The sequence below is a fragment of the Dolomitihabitans soli genome (assembly GCF_022213955.1).
GTDB lineage: Bacteria > Actinomycetota > Actinomycetes > Streptosporangiales > Streptosporangiaceae > Streptosporangium_A > Streptosporangium_A soli.
This window is the reverse complement of the sequence record NZ_JAKNTW010000015.1, coordinates 132317-149793: the sequence shown is the minus strand read 5'-3', so window position 1 is coordinate 149793 and position 17477 is coordinate 132317. Positions and strand designations below refer to the sequence as shown.

Sequence of the window (17477 nt, the reverse complement as noted above, 5' to 3'; positions counted from 1 at the left end):
TGAGAAGAGGCCGGGGTCAGCCGCCGTCGCGGATGCGTGCGACGGCCAGCTCGGGTTCGATGGTCAGGCCGAAGGAGAAGGCGGCCTCGTAGGCGGCGTCGCCGAGGAGCTCGCGGGCCCTGGCCTCGGTGGCGGTGCGGGGGGCGGCGAGCTCGGGGGAACCGAACCAGGGGATGCCGATGGTGGCCCACAGGCGCTGGGCCGCGCCGAGGAGGTAGGCGGCGCGTTCGGCCTTTCGCCTGGCCACGGCGGTGGCGGCGAGCTGGTCGAGGGCCATCGCGCTGCCCATCGCGTCGCCCAGTCGCCACTTGACGTCGAGCGCCGCCCTGGCGTACGCCTCGGCGGCGCCGATCTCGCCGCGGCCCAGCTCGGCGAGGGAGCGCATGTGGTCTCCGTAGGACCGGGCCCACACGTCGCCGCGCTGCACGCATCTGGCCCGTTGCACGCTGAGCACCGCGGACGCCTGGTCGAACTCGCCGCGCATGTTGTGCAGCAGCGCGCGGGCGGCCTCGGCGATCGGCAGCCCGACCTCGGGTTGCCGTGCCTCCTGGAAGTGCGCGATGGCCTGGGTGAGCAGCTTGTCGGCCCGGTCCACGTCACCGTGCAGGAGGTGCAGGGCGCAGGAGGTGTAGGTGGCGTAGCCGGCCGCGGCCGGGTCGTCGCGGCCCACGGTCTCGGCCAGCGCCTCGTCGGCGCGCCGTTCGGCCGCCGCCAGGTCGCCCTGGGCGTGGGAGACCCAGCCGGCCGCCCACAGGGCCTTGGTCCTGGCCGGGCCGGGCTTGGGCTGCGCGGACAGGACCCGGTCGAGGTAGTAGCGCCCCTCACGGATCTGGCCGAGGCAGAACCAGGCGAACCAGAGGGCGCCGGCCAGCTCCAGCCCGCCGGGGTCGTTGAGGCTGCCGTCGAGGGCGACGCGGAGGTTCGGCAGCTCACGGCGAACCCAGTCGGCCCACTCCTCCTGGGCCGGGCCGTACCACTCCTCGTCGGCGCGCTGGGCGAGGAAGAGGTAGTGCTCGCGGTGCCGCCGGGCCAGGCGGTTGTGATCGTCGAGCCGGTTCAGCCACTCCGCGCCGTACTCCCTGACCATGTCGAGCATCTGGTAGCGGTCGCCCTTGACGATCACGATGGACTTGTCCACCAGCCGGTCGAGCGCGCCGCGGACGTCGAGCAGCCGGTCGTCGCCGCAGACGGCCTGCGCGGTCGTGACGTCGAAGGAGCCGGCGAAGACGGTGAGCCGCGCCCACAGCAGGCGCTCCTCCGCGGTGCACAGCTCGTGACTCCAGCCGATCGCCGTGCGCAGTGTCTGGTGGCGCCGGAGCGGGCTCCGGTTGCCCCCGGCGAGCAGGGCGAAGCGGTCGTCGAGCCGGTCGCCGATCTGTTCGACCGACAGGCTGCGCACTCGCCGCGCGGCCAGCTCGATGGCCAGCGGGATGCCGTCGAGCAGGCGGCAGAGCCTGGCCACCGCCTCGCGGTCGGGGTCGAGGCCGGGCACCAGGGCCCTCGCCCTGGCCAGGAACAGCCGGACGGCGCAGTAGTCGCCGGGGGCCGCGACGCCGGGCTCGGGCACGGGCAGCGGATCGACGCGGAAGAGCTGCTCGGCGGGGTCGCGGAGCGGCTGCCTGCTGGTGGCGAGCACGTGCACCCCGGGGGCCCGTTCCAGCACCCGCCGTACGAGGGCGGTGCAGGAGGCCAGCAGGTGCTCGCAGGTGTCGAGGATCAGCAGCATCCGTTTTCCGGCGAGGAACTCGGTCAGCACCTCCTCCTGGGGGCGCACCGACTGCTCCAGCATGCCGAGCGAGGCCGCCACGTTGTGCGCGACCAGGTCGGGGTTCTGCTCGGCCGATAACTCGGCGACCCACACGCCTTCGGGGAAGGACGGCGCGGCCTGCTCGGCGACCTTGATCGCCAGTCTGGTCTTGCCGACTCCCGCCACCCCGGTGAGGGTGACCAGTGCTGATCCGGCGACGAGTGTCGCGACTTCGTCGATCTCCCGTGTCCGCCCGACGAAGCTGCTCGTCTCCGCGGGCAGATTGCCGCGCCTCAACCGCACGCTCCGTCACCTTCCATCAGGGTCGCCACTCAGGTGGAACGTTCGGCGACGAGTTCGGTCAGCTGCGTCGCCCGGGTGAGGGCCGGGCGGGCCGGGTGGCCCTCGTCGAGCGCCCGCGCCACGGCCCGCCCCTGGCTCAGGCCGCGGCCGTGGGAGAGCGCCAGCGCGTAGCGGTGCTCGCCGAGGACGGTTCTGGCCCGGCGGGCGCACTCGCGGCGGGGCTCGTTGGCGTGGCGGGAGCCGAACTGCGGCAGGCCGGCCGTTTCCCAGATGCTGGTCGCGGCCCCTTGCAGGACGGCGGCCTCCAGGCACGGCTCCTCGCCCGGCCACTCGGTCAGCAGCACGGCCACCATCTCGACCGCGAGCACCACCCCGACCAGGTCGCCGAACGCGTGGTGGATCCGCAGGGAGGCGCGGGCCAGCTCGATCGCCCGGGCGGGCTCGCCGGCCGCCCAGGCGCGGTAGGAGTCGACGCACTGGAGCGGCCGTTTGCCGCGGCTCTCGGCCGGCTCCGCGTCGCCCTGCGCGAACGCCACCTGGGCGAGCGCCCACAGCGCCTTCCCGCGCTGTGGACTGGGCGTCGGATCAACGGCGAGGAGGTGTTCGAGCCAGCGGCGGCCCTCGGCGAGGAAGCCGCAGCCGATCCAGTAGCACCACAGGGTCGCCGCGAGCTCCATGCCCTCGTCGGCGCGTTCGGGCGCGGTCAGGCAGAACGCGAGGGCCCGGCGCAGGTTGCCGTGCTCCACGAAGGTGCGGACGAAGACCTTCTCCTGCCCGTGTCTGGACCACACGGCCTCGGACTCGCGGGCCGCCCGCGCGTAGTAGGCCAGGTGTCTGGCCCGCAGCTCGCCGGTCTGCCCGCCGTCGAGCCGGTCCAGCCAGGCCGCGCCGTACGCGCGGACGGTTTCGAGCAGCCGGTAGCGGACGCCTCCGGCGGCGTCGTCGCGCATCACGATCGACTTGTCGACCAGGGCGCTGACCACCTCCAGGATGACCCACTCGGGGAGGCGTTCGTCGGCGCAGACCTGCTCGGCGGCGTCGAGGTCGAAGGATCCGCCGAAGACGGACAGGCGGGCCCAGAGCAGGCGTTCGTGGGTGCCGCACAGCTCATGGCTCCAGCCCAGCGCGGTGCGCAGGGTCATGTGTCTGGCGGGCAGGCTGCGGCGGCCCCCGGTCAGCAGGTCGAACCGGTCGTGCAGCCGCTCGGTGATCTGCTCGACGGACATGGCTCGCAGCCGGACCGCGGCCAGCTCCAGGGCCAGCGGGATCCCGTCGAGCCCGGCGCACAGGTCGGCGACGGTGGCCCGGTTGTCGTCGGTGAGCTCGAAGCGGGTCACAGCGGCGGCGCGCTCGACGAACAGGGCGACGCTCTCGTGCCTGGCGGCGGAGGCCGGCTCGCCGGGGTCGGGGACCGGCATCGCGGGGACGACCAGCAGATGTTCGCCGGGGACGTCGAGCGCCTGGCGGCTGGTGACCATGACGGTCAGCCGGGGGCAGGCCCGCAGCAGCGTGTCGACGAGCAGCGCGCAGGGGTGGACCACGTGGTCGACGCCGTCGAGCAGCAGCAGGGCGTGCCGGCCGTACAGGTGGTCGATGAGCAGGTCGGCCGGTGTGCCGGCGTCTTCGCCGGGCAGGCCGAGGGCTCCGCAGACCTCGTTCGCGACCAGGTCGGGGTCGTCCAGGTCGTGGAGCTGGACGAACCACACCCCGTCGGGGAAGGACGCCGCCGCCTCCCGGGCCGCCTGGACCGCGAGCCGGCTCTTGCCGATCCCGCCCAGGCCCGTCAGCGTGACCAGCCTGGCCACGCCGAGGAGACGCCTGGCCGCGACGAGCTCGACCCGCCGGCCCACGAATCCCGTGACGTCGGCGGGCAGATTGCTTCGCTCCATGTAAGCCTCGATAGGGGGAGTTGGTTCTCGGATCTTAACGGCAACATCACGCGGTGAGAAGGTGCGGCGACTGAGAGTGAATCGGTTTCGGTACTTCGCTCCGGGGAAGAGAACCCTCCTTGCGGCGGCCGGGCTAGACTCGGCGCGTCCGTAACCGTGACCGCCGGTCGCGGTTCTTTGTAAGCGAGCTGGACGGAAACGCATGTCTGGGTATGACCGCGTAGTGCAACCGGCGGCCGGTGACGAGGCCCTGGAGAACCACCTCGGTGGGGACGAGGCCAAGAATTACCGGCAGTACGAGTTCGACATGGTCGCCCCGCACGTCGGACGATCGATGCTGGAGATCGGTTCGGGGCTGGGCCACTTCGCGGAGCAGTTCCTGCCGCGGCTGGACCGGCTCGTGGTGAGCGACTTCGACCCCTACTGCGTGGAGCAGTTGCAGAAGCGCTTCGAGGACCGCGACGAGATCGACGTGCTGCAGTTCGGGCTGCCGACCGACATCCCGCTGAAGGACAAGGTCGACACCGTCGTGTTGATGAACGTCCTGGAGCACATCGAGGACGACGTCGAGGCGCTGCGCTCGCTCGCCAGGGTCACGCTGCCCGATGGGCGGATCATCATCTGGGTGCCCGGCTACATGCAGCTTTATGGCGACTTCGACCGCAAGGTGGGCCACGTCACCCGCTACACCCCCGCCACGCTCCGCAAGACGGTCACCGAGGCGGGCCTGCGGATCGAGACCCTCAAGCCGATCAACTTCCTGGGCGGCATCGCCTGGTGGGCCGCCGTCCGCCGGGGCGGCGTCGGTTATCCCGACCCCCGCCTGGTCAAGATCTACGACCGCACGGTCGTCCCCACCACGCGTTTCATCGAGCGTTTCATCCGGCCGCCGTTCGGCCAGACGGTCTTCTGCGTGGCCAGGGTCTGACTCGCCGGTCCACGGGTAGCTCTTCGGCGTAGCGTCGGGAGCAGCCCGTGGCGGGAGGCCGGCATGACGGATTACGCGAAGGCACGCGAGGTCGCGGAGCAGGCCAGGGAGACCGAGTGGGCGCGGCCCAGTTTCGGGCGGCAACTCTTCCTCGGCGACTTCAGGCTCGATCTCGTCCACCCGGCGCCCGCCCTGCCGTCGTCCGCGGCCAAGCAGGGCGAGGAGTTCCTGCGCGCCCTGCGGCGCTTCCTGGTCGCCGAGGTGGATCCGGCCGAGATCGAGCGTACGGCGTGCGTGCCCGACGAGGTGGTCAAGGGGCTGGGCCGGCTCGGCGCCTTCGGCATGACGATCGACCAGCGGTACGGCGGGCTCGGCCTGAGCCATCTGCACTACGGCCGGGCCCTGATGCTCGTGGGCTCCTACTCCCCCGCGTTGTCGGCGCTGCTGTCGGCGCACCAGTCGATCGGCGTGCCGCAGCCGTTGAAGCTGTTCGGAACCGAGGAGCAGAAGCAGGCGTTCCTCCCCAGATGTGCATCAGGCGAGATATCCGCCTTTCTGCTGACAGAGCCTGACGTCGGATCCGACCCCGCCCGGCTGGCCACCACCGCCACCCGCGACGGCGACGACTACGTGCTCGACGGCGTCAAACTGTGGACCACCAACGGCGTCGTCGCCGGCCTGCTGGTCGTGATGGCCAGGACCGGGCGCGGCATCTCCGCCTTCGTGGTCGAGGCCGACGCCCCCGGCATCACGGTCGAGCGCCGCAACGCGTTCATGGGCCTGCGCGGCATCGAGAACGGCGTCACCCGCTTCACCGGCGTGCGCGTCCCGGCCGCCAACCTGATCGGCCGCGAGGGCCAGGGCCTGAAGATCGCGCTCACCACGCTGAACACCGGCCGCCTCTCCATTCCCGCGATGTGCGCGGGCGGCGTCAAGTGGGCCGTGAAGATCGCCAGGGAGTGGAGCGGCGCCCGGGTGCAGTGGGGCCGCCGGGTCGGCGAGCACGAGGCGGTGGCAGGCAAGATCGCCTTCATCGCCGCCACGGCCTACGCCCTGGAGGCGGTGGTCGACCTGTCCAGCCGCCTGGCCGACGACGAGGGATGCGACATCAGGATCGAGGCGGCGCTCGCCAAGCTGTACGCCTCGGAGCTGGCCTGGCAGGCGATCGACGAACTGGTCCAGATCAGGGGCGGGCGCGGCTACGAGACCGCCGAGTCGCTGGCCGCGCGCGGCGAGCGCGGGATTCCCGCCGAGCAGATCCTCCGCGACGTCCGGATAAATCGGATCTTCGAGGGCAGCTCCGAGATCATGCGGCTGTTCATCGCGCGCGAGGCCGTGGACGCCCATCTGTCGGCGGCCGGGCAGCTCGTCGATCCGAAGGCGTCCGCGGGCGACCGGGCGCGCGCGGCGGCCCGGGCGGGCGGCTTCTATGCCCGCTGGCTGCCCACTCTGCTGGTCGGCCCGAGTCAGCGTCCCGGCTCGTACGCCGCCTTCGGCCCGCTCGCTCCCCATCTGCGGTACATCGAGCGCACCAGCCGCAAACTGGCCCGCGCCACCTTCTACGGCATGTCCCGCTGGCAGGGACGGCTGGAGCACAAACAGGGCTTCCTCGGGCGGATCGTCGACATCGGGGCGGAACTGTTCGCGATGACCGCGGCCTGCGTCCGCGCCGCCGAGGACGCGTCCGACCTGGGGCGCAAGCCGTACGAGCTGGCTGACGCGTTCTGTCACCAGGCGCGGCTGCGGATCGACGCGCTCTTCGCGCGCCTGTGGGACAACTCCGACACCCGTGACGTACGGCTGGCGCGGTACGTCATGGACGGGCGGTACCCGTTCCTGGAGGAGGGCATCCTCGATCCCTCGCTCGACGGGCCCTGGATCGCCTCGACGGAGGTCGGGAACGCGGCGGCGGAGAACGTTCATCGACCCATCCGCTGACTAGTGACAGGGGATGGGTCCTGCGCTATACCGGTTTGGAGGGTGCAAGAACGAACACTCCCGCGCACGGTTTGAGCGGTCACCGGTATAGACCATGCCCGTGCGCGCGGCCTTGTCGTTGTGGAACCGATACCAACCGGTATAGACCGGCTGATTTCCGCAGACTTAGGGTGAGCCCACCGCGAGGAGAACGGCGGGGCTCCAGCCGGACTCCGGGTCGCGGCCGGTACGGACCAGTCCGACGATCAAGGTGGTAGTTACGTTGAACAAGAGGCTCACGGGCGCTGCGCTCGGCCTGGCCGCCGCGCTGGTCCTGACCAGCTGCGGAGCGGACGCCGGCGGCGCCCCCGCGGACGACAAGGCCGAGGGCGGCCCGGTCACGCTCAAGATGGTCGCGGCCGACTACGGCGACGGGCCCGGCAAGCCCAACTCCGGAGAGACGTTCTGGAAGGCCATCGTGGACGAGTTCCAGGCGGCCAACCCGAACATCAAGGTCGAGGTCCAGGTCATCAACTGGAACGACATCGACAAGCAGGTCGCCACCATGGTGCAGAACGGGCAGGTGCCCGACATCCTGCAGACCGGCGACTACTCCGGCTTCGTCAAGGACGGCCTGCTGCACAAGGTCGACGAGATCGTCTCCCCCAACGTTCAGCAGGACCTGCTGACCAAGTTCGCCGAGTACGGCAAGGTCGACGGCGCCGCGTACGGCCTGCCGTTCGTCTCCTCGGCCCGTGGCCTGTTCTACAACAAGGACCTGTTCGAGAAGGCCGGCATCGCCGAGCCGCCCAAGACGTGGGACGAGCTGAAGGCCGCCGCCGAGAAGCTGAAGAAGGCGGGCGTGAGCCAGCCGTTCGGCCTGCCCCTCGGACAGGAGGAGGCCCAGGGCGAGTCGTACCTCTGGTTCCTCGGCGCGGGCGGCGGCTACAAGGACGCCGCGGGCAAGTGGGCGATCAACTCCCCGCAGAACGTCGAGGCGTTCACCTATCTCAAGGGCATGGTCGACGCGGGCCTGACCACGCCGAACCCCGGCACCAAGGATCGCAAGAAGGTCTGGGAGGACTTCGCCGCCGGCAAGGTCGGCATGGTCAACGGCGGCCCGATGTCCATCCCGATCTTCGACGCGGGCTCGGTGAAGGACAAGTACGGCGTCGTGCCGGTCGCCGGCAAGACGGGCGCGCTCGACACCACGCTCGGCGTGATGGACTGGATCATGGCGTTCAACAAGAACGGCCACCCCGCCGAGATCAAGAAGTTCTTCGACTTCTTCTACACCGGCGACGCCGTCCAGAAGATCGTGGACACCTACAAACTGCTGCCCGTGACGAACGGCGGCATCGAGAAGCTCTCCGGCGACGAGAAGCTCAAGCCGTTCCTGGACGCGCTGCCCAACGCCAGCTTCTACCCCTTCACCGACCCCAAGTGGTCGGAGGTGAGCACCGCCGTCAAGCAGACCATCGGCGGTGCGGCGAAGGACCCGGCCAAGGTGCTCGGTGACCTCCAGAAGGTCGCCGAGACCGGCTGATCCACCCGGTGGCCCGTACGGCCGGCGCCTCGGCGCCGGCCGTACCTCCGCTGACAGGAAGCAGGAGAGATGCAGCGAAAGTCGAGGGGCTTGCGCGCCCTCGAACCACTGGTCTGGGTCGGGCCGGCCGTCGTGCTGATCGCACTGGTCGTGATCTGGCCGGTCGTCGAGATGATCAGATCGTCGTTCCTGAAGATCAGCCGGTTCGGCGTCGTGCAGGGATCGAACGGCACCGCGAACTACGAGAAGCTGTTCGCCGAACCCGACTTCGGCAGCGTGATGTGGCGCAGCCTCATCTGGGTGGTGGCCGTCGTCGGGCTGACCGTGCTGATCTCGCTCGGCCTCGCGCAGCTGTTCAACCAGCGCTTCCCCGGCCGCAAGATCGCGCGCTGGGCGCTGATCGCCCCCTGGGCGGCGTCGGTGCTGATGACGGCGATCGTCTTCAAGTGGATGCTCGACCCCGAGGTCGGCATGATCAACATGGTCCTGCGCGATCTGGGCCTGATCGACGCCCTCGGCGGCGCGTCCGCCGACCCGCTGGGCGACGCCTCGACCGCGATGCCGTGGCTGATCTTCGTCGCGGTGTTCGTCTCGGTGCCCTTCACCACGTACGCGTTGATGGCCGGGCTGGCGACGATCCCCGGCGACGTCTACGAGGCGGCCCGGATGGACGGCGCGGCCAAGTGGCGGACGTACTGGTCGATCACGTTGCCGCTGCTGCGCCCGGCGCTGACCGTGGCCGCGCTGATCAACATCATGAACGTCTTCAACAGCTTCCCGATCATCTGGGCGATGACCCACGGCCAGCCGGGCTACTCCACGGCGACCTCGACCATCTTCATGTACATCCTGAAGAACGCCAACATCGGTGAGTCCGCCGCCATGTCCGTTGTCAACTTCGGCATGGTGATCATCCTTACCGCGATCTTCCTCAAGGTCTCCCGGTGGAAGACGGAGGTCGCGTGATGGCCCAGCACGTGAAGCAGGTCGGCTCCCGGTCGCTCCCGAAGATCAAAACTGTGATCATCGCGGCCGCCGCCTACGTGATCGCGTTCGTCTTCCTCTTCCCCTACCTGGTCATGGTGCTCACCGCGCTCCGCCCCCAGGAGTCGCTGCGCAACGCCACCTACCTCCCCGAGACCTTCGAGTGGTCGAACCTCACCGGCTTCTGGACCAGCGGCCTGGCCGACAACCTGCTGGTCACGCTCAAGGTCGCGGGCGGCTCCACGATCCTGGTGCTGCTGGTCGCGCTCCCCGCCGCCTACTACACCGCCCGGCACAACTTCAGGTTCAGGACCGCGTTCCTGATCCTGGTGCTGATCACCCAGATGTTCCAGCCGACCGCCATGATCGTCGGCATCTACCGCGAGTTCTACCAGCTCGGCCTCGTCGACACGATCTGGTCGCTGATCCTGGTCAACGGCGGATTCAACCTGGCCTTCGCCGTCTGGATCCTGAACGCCTACTTCTCCTCCATCCCGCGCGAACTGGAGGAGGCGGCGTTCATGGACGGCACCGGCCGCCTCGGCGCGCTGTTCCGCGTCACCCTGCCGCTGGCCATGCCCGGCGTGATCACGGCGTTGATCTTCACCTTCATCGCCGCCTGGAACGAGTTCGTGGTGGCCCTGACCCTCACCACCTCCCCCGAGAACCAGCCGCTGACCGTGGCGCTCAACTCGTTCATCGGGCAGTACCAGGTCGACTGGCAGAACCTGTTCGCCGGCTCGGTGATCGCCACCATCCCGGTCATCATCCTGTTCGCACTCATCGAACGGAAGGTCGTCAGCGGCCTGACGGCCGGCTCGATCAAGTAGCCCACCCCGGGGCGGTACGGCCTGCCGTACCGCCCCGGATTTAATCGGTTGCCTTCCGGGTGGAGCGCTCTTAAGGTCGAAGTATGTGGATTTTCTCCTAAGCGTGAGCGTTGATCGGTCTCAGGGATCGATCCGCTTCGCCTCAGCTATCAGGCCCGTAGATCCGACGCGGCAGCTGAGAACTCGGCCCGGCTCGACTTCATGTCGCCGCGTCGCCGTACACGTAGAGGAGTCCCTTATGCGAATCCGTTCCGGTAACAAGAAGCGTGGCAACGTCATCCCCGGTCAGGACCCACGACGGGATCTGCCCAGGCACATGCCGATGCCGAAGATGCCGCAGCGGCCGATCCAGCAGCCGCGCCGGCTTCCCCGGCCCAAGTAGGTCATCCGCTCCGGCCGTGGCCTGCGTTCTGACCTACACGGGGTCGGCACAGGGTGCTGATCGACGCAGAGCGCTGGCACAGCGACGGCACAGAGTGCTGACCGGCACAGGGTTCTGGCACAGCGACGGCACAGAGTGCTGACCGACGCAGAGCGCTGGCACAGGGACGGCGCAGGTCACGTGTCCCGGCGATGACCGGCCATGCGACGACGGCGTCCCGCCCCCTGAGTTCAGGGGACGGGACGTCGTCGCGTGCGGCGGGGCGAGAGCCCGCCGAGACTCGTGCCGCCGCGACGTCTCCGGGAGGTCGCCGGTCCGGCGGAGCAGGGTGAACCGGCGGGCCCGAGCTCAGGCGGTCAGAGCCGCTCGATGATCGTGACGTTGGCCTGGCCGCCGCCCTCGCACATCGTCTGCAGGCCGTACCTGCCGCCGGTGCGCTCCAGCTCGTGCAGCAGCTTGGTCATCAGGATCGCGCCGGTGCCGCCGAGCGGGTGGCCCAGCGCGATCGCGCCGCCGTTCGGGTTGGTCTTCGCGGGGTCGGCGTCCAGCTCCTTCAGCCAGGCCAGCGGGACCGGCGCGAACGCCTCGTTGATCTCGGTGACGTCGATGTCGCCGATCGACAGGCCCGACTTCTTCAGCGCCTTGCGGGTCGCGGGGATCGGCGCGGTCAGCATGTAGACGGGGTCGTCGCCGGTCAGCGCGAGGGTGACGATGCGGGCCCGCGGCGTCAGGCCGTGCGCCTTCACCGCCGCCTCCGAGGCGATCAGCACCGCGCCCGACCCGTCGGAGATCTGGCTCGACGTCGCGGCGGTGATCTGGCCGCCTTCGCGCAGCGTCTTGAGCTGGGCCAGCTTCTCCAGCGTGCTGTCGGGCCGCGGCCCCTCGTCGTCCTCGACGCCGGCGATCGGCGCGATCTGGTCCTTGAAGTAGCCGTTCGCGATGGCCTTGGCAGCCCGCTGGTGGCTCTCGTAGGCGAAGCGCTCCAGGTCCTCGCGACCCAGGCCCCACTTCTCGCACATCAGCTCCGCGCCGCGGAACTGCGAGATCTCCTGCTTGCCGTACCGGCTGACCCAGCCCTCCCCGAACGGGAACGGCATCCCCTTCTCCAGCGCCGCCGTGATGCTCGACCCCATCGGGACGATGCTCATCGACTCGACGCCCGCCGCCACCACGAGATCCTGGGTGCCCGACAGCACGCCCTGGGCCGCGAAGTGGATCGACTGCTGCGAGGAACCGCACTGGCGGTCGATGGTGACGCCCGCGACGCTTTCGGGGAGCCCGGCGGACAACCACGCGTTGCGCGCGATGTCCATGCTCTGCGGTCCGAACTGCATGACGCAGCCCATGATCACGTCTTCCACCGCCGCCGGGTCGACACCGGTGCGTTCGACGAGCGCCTTGAGGGTGTGTGCGGCCAGGTCAGTGGGGTGTACGGCGGACAGGCCGCCCTTCTTCTTGCCGACGGGGGTACGGACCGCCCCGACGATGTACGCCTCTGCCACAGTGCCTCCTGGGTTCCGTCCCGGCCAAACCGAGCAATGTTCGGTCAGTAGGAGGTTACAACAGAACCCGACCCCGGTGCCTCCCGCGCCGGTCGCCACCTGCCGGGCGGACAAGTCAAAGGACTCTCCGGCGACGGCCGGCTACCTCGTGCCGTGACGGCATACTCCCGGCATACCGCCGCTCCCTAGGGTTGACCGGCAAGGTCAGGTCAACCAACCCCGGCTGATCAGGCCGGGAGAGGAGAAGATCGCAGACATGCGAAAGATCGTGGGCCGTTTGGCGTCCATCGCCACCGTGGCTCTGGCGGCATCGGCCGCGCTCGTCATGACCACCCCCGCCGCCCAGGCGGCGAACTACTGGTCATCGAACGCGGCGCAGTACGCCACGAAGGTGGGCACCCTCAAGACGAAGACCGTCTACGTCGCCGGCAGAAATATCGAGCTGCAGCTTCGTGCGGGCAAGTATGGCTCGTACACCTCTATCTGGGCGCGTACCCCCAAGAAGACCTCGGCGAACGGTAACCACCTCATCATCCAGGTCTACAACCCCAAGTCGGGTAAGTGGGACAGCAGGTGGAAGTCAATCAAGAACACGACCTACACCGATGGGCACCGAGCCATCGCCGGCTACCACTACAGGGCCTGCGCGAAGCAGCCCGGCCTCGGCGGAAGCCCGGCCAAGTGCACCAGCTCCTGGGTGGTCTGACCCACTGATCGCGAGCAACGCCCGCTCAGCGGGTGAGCGGGGCCCGTAGCCAGGTGTGGGCGGTGTCAACGAAGTCGCGGGCCATGGTGGGTACTGGATTCGAAGCCGTGGGCTTCCTGGACGAGCCCTTCGGCTGGCATCGCGCCTATCCCCACCCGCTTCCCTGACCAGGAAGCGGACAGGGAACGGTCCAGGTGGTTCCCACGTTCGCTGACGTCCGATCGACGGGTTCGGCACCCGGCTATACGCCTGGGCCGAGACAGGTGATCACCCGGCCGGGGGGCAGTCGATCGTGCGGCCGAGGTAGGCGGCGAGGCGGTCGGCGGCGGTCGCGTCGTCGGGCACCGGGCACGCCGGCGCGAACGAGCCACCAGGGGTCCGCGGCAGACCGCCGTAGATCTCCCGTACGGCGGTCATGATCGCTTCGGCGACGTCGGGGGCCAGGTCGGTGGACTGGCCGGTGGCCTTGGCCAGGTCCCAGCCGTGGACCAGCATCTCGATGACGACCTGCTCGACCAGCCGCCAGCCGTACGCCGGGCCGTACCGCTGCTCGATCATGCCGGGGCGGTTGAAGGCCGTGCGGGTCGCCTCGGCCGCGACCCGGAACGCGGCCACGTGGTCATCGCCCAGATGGTCGGCGGCGAAGTCTGAACGGGGCGCGCCCTCGGCCAGGCTGGTCCAGAGCAGGTTCTCCCAGACCAGGTGATCGAGGAGGGCGCGCACGTCCCATCCGGCACAGGGCGTGGGATCGCCCAGCCGGTCGCGAGGCACGGCGGCGACCAGCGTGTCCACCTCCGCCAGGACCCTGGCACAGAACTCCAGCCTGCTCGCCGGGTCCACGGCGTCATCGTCGTCGAGCATCGCGGTGACCTGTGCGGCCCGCGCGCCGGGTTCCGGGTTCGCCCGCAGCGCCGTGATGAGCCACTGGCCGGCTTGCGCCAGGCTCTCGCGGACCGGCCAGCCGTTGATCACGCACATCAACTGCCAGTAGCGCTCGGCCCGGGTGTCGGCGGCGACCTCCAGTTGCTCCAGCAGCAGCCGCCGGGCCGCCGCGCCGTCACCGTCCGGCCGCCGGGCGGCTCTGGCCTGGCTGGGGAGCCAGGCGGCGACGATGCCGGCCACGACGGGCTCGGCGGTGGACGAGTCGGCGGCGATCCCCTCGCCGATCGCCGTGTTGACGCGCTCCACCCACAGGTCGGTGACGTGCCGTACCGTCTGCGTGTCCCGTTCGTCGGGGTCGCTCGGCGCGTGCTCGGCGGCGTACTCGGCCATCCGGCGCATCGCGGCGCCCAGGGCCGGATCGCGGACCAGCTCGCCCAGCTCGATCCAGGCGTCGACCTGCTCGGTGGTGGGCTCCTCCGGCAGGTCGGGCATGATCGCCATCAGCCCGTCCCGGTAGGCGGAGGCGTCCAGATCGCCCATCGTCTCCGCCACGAACTCGTGGATGATCGCGTTGCGTTCGGTGGCCGACAGCCGTGCCAGCTTGGTCATGAAAGGAAGCTCCTCGGGAGTGGATCCGCGGTTGGTGGCCGACCGCAACACCGCGAGTTGCAACCGCAGTGTGCGAATCTGTGCCTGCAGCGCGTCGGCGTGGACCGCCACCACCTCGGCCATGCCGCGCTCGCGCCCGACGACGGCGCGGATCGCGGCCATGCCCAGCCCGAGATCGCGCAGCGTCCGCGCCAGCTCCAGCCGGGCCACGGCGTCCGGCTCGTAGAGGCGGTAGCCGGCCGGGGTACGGCCCACCGGCGGCACCACCCCGATGTCGGACCAGTGACGGATCAGCTTCACGGACAGACCGGTCCGTTCGGCCAGCTCCCCGATCGTGAGCAACGCGGTGCCGTCGTCGTGCACGCGACTCAGCATCAGGTCTCCCATGCTGGGAGAGTCAACCTCATCCGTCCGAACACCGCTCGCCGGGGGCCAACGCCCCGTCAGGCGCGCGGCAGGGTTGGGTGTCGTCGCCCGACCGGGCGGGTGCGGTAGGGCTCAGGAGGTCTTCGTCGCGCGGTGGCTGCTGGTCAGCGTGGCGTAGACGATGACGTTGTCGGTGTAGTGGCCGGTGGCGCGGTTGTAGGTGCCGCCGCAGGTGATCAGGTGCAACTGGGCGTTGTCCTGCGGGCCGTACACGCGGGAGGTGGGGAAGGTCTTCTTGTCGGCCTGTTCCACGCCGCCGACGGTGAAGACGGCCACGGTGCCGTCCTGCCGCTTGACCTCGATCTGGTCGCCGTTGCGGAGTTCGTGCAGCCTGCTGAAGACCGCGCTCTGGGTGCGGGTGTCCTTGTGGCCCAGCATGATCGCCGGTCCGGCCTGGCCGGCTGTGGAGCCGTGGCGGTACCAGCCGGTCAGGTTGGGGTTGCTCACCGGGGGGACCTCGATCGTGCCGTCCTTGGCGAGGCCGACCGACTTGATCGGCGAGTTGACGTTCAGCTTCTTGATCACCAGGCGGGTCGGCGTCGAGGGCTGCATCGGCGGCGCGGGCTTGATCTCCGGCAGCGGCGGCGGAACCGTGGGAGCCGCCTGGAACATCGGCTGGCCCGCTTCGGGCTGGGCCCGGACGGGCAACTCGGTCCGCCCGTCGGCCAGGCCGTACTGCGCCGGGGCCGACAGCATCATCAGCAGCCCGGCCACCACCGTGACCACCCCCGCCACCGCCGCGAGGATCAGCACCGAACGCAGCACGGTGCTCCCCCGCGGCTCCGGCTCGGGCTCCTCCCACTGCGGCTGGCCGCCGTACATCATCGGCGGCGGGCCCTGGTAGGGCGGCTGGTGGCCGTGGTGGGGATAGTGGTCGCCCGGCGGTGGCATGCTCACCCCGACGCCTCCGCTCAGCCCCGGGGAGTGACGGTACGGCGCCGCATGTAGAGGCCGCCGATGCCGGCTCCCAGTACGAGCACGGACCCTACCGCCAGGAAGAGCCGCCCGTCCGGGCCGATCTCACCGCCGCCTCCGGTGGCGGCGCCCTCCCTCGGCGTCTTGGTGACCTGGCCGTCGCCTCCGGGCGGCGTCTGGGTCACCGTCCTGGTGTGGGTGGTGGTCGGCTTCGGAGTGGTCGGAGTCGGTGTGGGGGTGGGAGTGGGCGTGGGGGTCGGCGTGGGGGTGCCGGTCGTATTGCTGGCGGAGGGCGACACGCTTCCCGTGGCCACAGCCAGGTTCAGTGTGGGTCCTTGGCCGGCCGAGGCAGGCGAGCAGGTATAGGTGCCGGCGTTGCCGGCGTTGACCGTGAAGTCGCTCGCCTTGATCGCGATCGTGCCTGTTGCAGTCGGCTGGAGGACGATCGCCATGGTGGGCAACGGCAACGCACCGTTCGCTGTCACCGCAGCAGCGGCGCTGGCGGTTCCAGCAGCGGTCGGAGTCACACTTCCGACAGGGAGACCACTCGCGCTCACCTGGGCCTGCGCGGTCACCGGCGCGCCCTGCGTCATGGGCGCCTTGGCGGGAAGCGGACTGCTAGCCGGTTGCGCCACCCGCCATGACACCGTCACCGCCGCGCTCGGCGAGGGGGTCGTCACCGGTCCGGCGAGTTCCATCGAGAACGTGTATGTGGGAGTGGCATTCACATTCGCCGGGTCCGGCCCGCACGTATACGGAATCGGAGTGGGAGCAGCCATCGCGGGGACGGCTCCGAAGACGAGGCCTCCCCCTACCATCCCCAGGGCGGCTGTCTTCAGGGCGACGCGGCGTCGCGCCTTGGACTTCAGCACTGTCTAACTCCGTTTCAGCGCGCATCGACCGGTTCGACAGGCGTACCAGCATCCCAGTCATGGGTCACGGTTCGGTAGAGATCCTATGAATAGCGGCTGGGAAATGGGGCCCATATGCAGAAATCGGGCATAGATAAATTGCCGCCACACGGGATTGTCGCCGTACGTGATCGCTCTGCTTCAGCGAGTGCGCTTGGAGAGGGTCGCGTAGACGATGATGTTGTCGGTGTAGCTGTGCCTCTTGGGGTTGTAGACCCCGCCGCAGGTGATCAGCCGGAGGCTGGCGTCGTTCAGGTTGCTGTAGACCCGCTTGGTGGGGAAGGTGTTCTTGCTCACCTGTTCCACACCGTCGACGGTGAACTCGACGATCTTCCCGTCGGTGCGGGCGACCCGGATCTTGTGACCGCGCTTGACCTCACGGAGGCGGCTGAAGACGGCTGGCCCCTGCTTGTTGTTCACGTGACCGACGATCACCGCAGGACCGATCTCACCGGGGATGGGCCCGAGCCGGTACCAGCCCGCGAGCTTCGGCTTGTTCAGCGGAGGCACCGCGATCTCGCCGCTCTTCTGCACCCCGAGGGAGCTCAGCGGAGCGGACACCCCGATGGCCGGAATCGAGACCTTGGTGGGCCGGGTCGACTTCGCCGTCGAGACCGGCGACACCACCTCGGCGACCGGGAGCGGTGGTGGCGCGGCCGGTTCCGCCGGAATCAACGGCACCCCCGGCCCGCCCGGCCCCACGCTGGGCAGCGTGACCGGCTGGGCAGCCGGCTGAACGTCGACCGGCTCTCCAGAATCCTGGACCGGCTCCTGGGCCGAATCCTGGGCCTGGGCCGCGGCGAGCATCTCCGTGTTCTCCGCGGGTGACAGAACGGTCAACAGGCCCGCCATGATCGCGGCGATTCCGCCCAGCGACGCGACCACCAGCAATGCGGGCAGGACGGCGGCCCGCTTGTCCTTCTTGCCGCCGGCCTTCTCGCCGACCTTCTTGTCACCAACCGAGCCGGTGGGCGCAGGTCCTGGATGCGTCATCGCTCTC

Annotated in this window: 14 protein-coding genes; 7 read left to right on the top strand and 7 right to left on the bottom strand. The window is 69.8% G+C overall.

Translation table 11 applies throughout. From position 1 onward, the window contains the following. Window positions 1-16: 16 nt before the first annotated feature. Complete coding sequence (locus tag MBA17_RS28000; RefSeq protein ID WP_238499589.1) at window positions 17-2050, bottom strand: ATP-binding protein; 2034 nt, start codon at window positions 2048-2050, stop codon at window positions 17-19. 29 nt (window positions 2051-2079) lie between these two features. Beyond that, the gene (locus MBA17_RS27995; protein ID WP_238499588.1) at window positions 2080-3939 is read right to left on the bottom strand and encodes an ATP-binding protein; all 1860 of its coding nucleotides are present in this window, start codon (window positions 3937-3939) and stop codon (window positions 2080-2082) included. A 202-nt stretch (window positions 3940-4141) separates the two neighbouring features. Here MBA17_RS27995 and MBA17_RS27990 point away from each other — a divergent pair, with 202 nt between their 5' ends. From MBA17_RS27990 to MBA17_RS27965, 6 genes are all read left to right on the top strand, one after another. Then, window positions 4142-4867 carry a class I SAM-dependent methyltransferase gene (locus tag MBA17_RS27990; protein WP_238499587.1) on the top strand — a complete coding sequence of 242 codons (726 nt, stop codon included), beginning with the start codon at window positions 4142-4144 and terminating at the stop codon, window positions 4865-4867. A gap of 63 nt (window positions 4868-4930) precedes the next feature. Next, complete coding sequence (locus MBA17_RS27985) at window positions 4931-6805, top strand: acyl-CoA dehydrogenase family protein (protein ID WP_238499586.1); 1875 nt, start codon at window positions 4931-4933, stop codon at window positions 6803-6805. 262 nt (window positions 6806-7067) lie between these two features. Beyond that, complete coding sequence (locus tag MBA17_RS27980) at window positions 7068-8330, top strand: extracellular solute-binding protein (protein WP_238499585.1); 1263 nt, start codon at window positions 7068-7070, stop codon at window positions 8328-8330. A gap of 69 nt (window positions 8331-8399) precedes the next feature. Then, entirely contained in the window at window positions 8400-9296 is an 897-nt protein-coding gene (locus MBA17_RS27975; protein WP_238499584.1) for a carbohydrate ABC transporter permease, read from the top strand. Next, on the top strand, window positions 9296-10144 hold the full coding sequence (locus tag MBA17_RS27970; protein WP_238499583.1) for a carbohydrate ABC transporter permease: 849 nt from the start codon (window positions 9296-9298) through the stop codon (window positions 10142-10144). The genes MBA17_RS27975 and MBA17_RS27970 overlap by 1 nt, the downstream gene beginning before the upstream one ends. Before the next feature lie 238 nt (window positions 10145-10382). Then, the gene (locus tag MBA17_RS27965) at window positions 10383-10526 is read left to right on the top strand and encodes a hypothetical protein (RefSeq protein ID WP_238499582.1); all 144 of its coding nucleotides are present in this window, start codon (window positions 10383-10385) and stop codon (window positions 10524-10526) included. 356 nt (window positions 10527-10882) lie between these two features. Here the strand turns inward: MBA17_RS27965 and MBA17_RS27960 are convergent, their stop codons facing one another. After that, window positions 10883-12028 carry an acetyl-CoA C-acetyltransferase gene (locus MBA17_RS27960; protein WP_238499581.1) on the bottom strand — a complete coding sequence of 382 codons (1146 nt, stop codon included), beginning with the start codon at window positions 12026-12028 and terminating at the stop codon, window positions 10883-10885. Between the two features lie 256 nt (window positions 12029-12284). Between MBA17_RS27960 and MBA17_RS27955 the strand changes: the two genes are divergently transcribed. Beyond that, the gene (locus tag MBA17_RS27955; protein ID WP_238499580.1) at window positions 12285-12734 is read left to right on the top strand and encodes a hypothetical protein; all 450 of its coding nucleotides are present in this window, start codon (window positions 12285-12287) and stop codon (window positions 12732-12734) included. Window positions 12735-13001: 267 nt separating this feature from the next. Here the strand turns inward: MBA17_RS27955 and MBA17_RS27950 are convergent, their stop codons facing one another. The 4 genes from MBA17_RS27950 to MBA17_RS27935 form a co-directional block, all read right to left on the bottom strand. Next, window positions 13002-14600, bottom strand: coding sequence for a TIGR03086 family metal-binding protein (locus MBA17_RS27950; protein ID WP_238499579.1), 1599 nt, complete (start codon window positions 14598-14600; stop codon window positions 13002-13004). A gap of 123 nt (window positions 14601-14723) precedes the next feature. Next, window positions 14724-15542 (bottom strand): class F sortase, encoded by an 819-nt coding sequence (locus tag MBA17_RS27945; RefSeq protein ID WP_238499605.1) that lies wholly within the window; start codon window positions 15540-15542, stop codon window positions 14724-14726. A 20-nt stretch (window positions 15543-15562) separates the two neighbouring features. Continuing rightward, the gene (locus MBA17_RS27940) at window positions 15563-16051 is read right to left on the bottom strand and encodes a hypothetical protein (RefSeq protein WP_238499578.1); all 489 of its coding nucleotides are present in this window, start codon (window positions 16049-16051) and stop codon (window positions 15563-15565) included. A 567-nt stretch (window positions 16052-16618) separates the two neighbouring features. After that, a complete protein-coding gene (locus tag MBA17_RS27935) occupies window positions 16619-17470 on the bottom strand; it encodes a class F sortase (RefSeq protein WP_238499577.1) in 852 nt (283 codons plus the stop codon). Between the last annotated feature and the right edge of the window lie 7 nt (window positions 17471-17477).

Bases quoted from the DNA above. Each gene is read 5' to 3' on its own strand.
- MBA17_RS27995 (WP_238499588.1), bottom strand. From the start codon at position 3,939: ATGGAGCGAAGCAATCTGCCCGCCGACGTCACGGGATTCGTGGGCCGG.
- MBA17_RS27990 (WP_238499587.1), top strand. From the start codon at position 4,142: ATGTCTGGGTATGACCGCGTAGTGCAACCGGCGGCCGGTGACGAGGCC.
- MBA17_RS27985 (WP_238499586.1), top strand. From the start codon at position 4,931: ATGACGGATTACGCGAAGGCACGCGAGGTCGCGGAGCAGGCCAGGGAG.
- MBA17_RS27975 (WP_238499584.1), top strand. From the start codon at position 8,400: ATGCAGCGAAAGTCGAGGGGCTTGCGCGCCCTCGAACCACTGGTCTGG.
- MBA17_RS27970 (WP_238499583.1), top strand. From the start codon at position 9,296: ATGGCCCAGCACGTGAAGCAGGTCGGCTCCCGGTCGCTCCCGAAGATC.
- MBA17_RS27965 (WP_238499582.1), top strand. From the start codon at position 10,383: ATGCGAATCCGTTCCGGTAACAAGAAGCGTGGCAACGTCATCCCCGGT.
- MBA17_RS27955 (WP_238499580.1), top strand. From the start codon at position 12,285: ATGCGAAAGATCGTGGGCCGTTTGGCGTCCATCGCCACCGTGGCTCTG.
- MBA17_RS27950 (WP_238499579.1), bottom strand. From the start codon at position 14,600: ATGCTGAGTCGCGTGCACGACGACGGCACCGCGTTGCTCACGATCGGG.
- MBA17_RS27945 (WP_238499605.1), bottom strand. From the start codon at position 15,542: ATGCCACCGCCGGGCGACCACTATCCCCACCACGGCCACCAGCCGCCC.
- MBA17_RS27935 (WP_238499577.1), bottom strand. From the start codon at position 17,470: ATGACGCATCCAGGACCTGCGCCCACCGGCTCGGTTGGTGACAAGAAG.